Annotated in this window: 1 protein-coding gene; it reads left to right on the plus strand. The window is 46.7% G+C overall.

Features of this window, described 5'->3' with window-relative positions; all coding sequences use genetic code 11:
- Positions 1–772: sigma 54-interacting transcriptional regulator (locus A3729_RS25265; protein ID WP_197476079.1), on the plus strand; the 772-nt coding region annotated here is incomplete at its 5' end.
- Positions 773–803 lie beyond the last annotated feature (31 nt).

Consider the following 803-nt stretch of genomic DNA (forward strand, 5'->3'; position numbering starts at 1 on the left):
AGGCGCATTCTCTGGCGCGGTTTCAGACCGAGCGGGGAAATTTGAAATCGCACATGAGGGGACACTTTTTCTTGATGAAATTGGTGAGCTTCCCTTGTCCATCCAGCCAAAGTTACTCAGAGCGCTGCAAAGCGGCGAGATTCAGCGTGTCGGCTCAGATAAGAACATTCAGGTAGACGTACGTATCGTCGCCGCAACCAATCGCGACTTACAAAACGAGGTCGCAGAACATCGATTTCGAGCAGACCTTTACCATCGACTAAGTGTCTACCCGGTTCACATACCCCCTCTTCGAGAAAGAGGCAAAGATATTCTCTTACTTGCGGGTTATTTACTAGAAATAAATCAAAAGCGCTTAGGTGTCGAAGGACTCAGAATCACGAGCGATGCCAAGCACCTCCTCACTCAATATGATTGGCCCGGAAACGTACGAGAGTTAGAACATATGCTCAGCCGCTCAGCATTAAAAGCGATTGCTGATCAAGGCCGACACAACCGTTCCATCGTTATCGACGCCTCCTACCTGGATATTCACCTTCAAAACGGTCAGCCAAAAACTAACGGCAAGGAACACCCGCTAGTGAATGAAGAGAACAGTAACCTTTTTTCATTTACACCAAAAGGTAATCTTAAAGACGCAGTCGATGATTTCCAGAGAAATTATATTATTCATATTCTGGACCAACATCAGGGAAACCAGGCGGCTGCAGCACGTGACTTGGGCGTAAACCGAAGTAATTTCTATCGCTTAATTAAACGCCTGGAGCTATAAAGGCTTGAAGAGAAGCGAAGCTTTCCCTTGA

The organism is Oleiphilus sp. HI0043 (assembly GCF_001634935.1).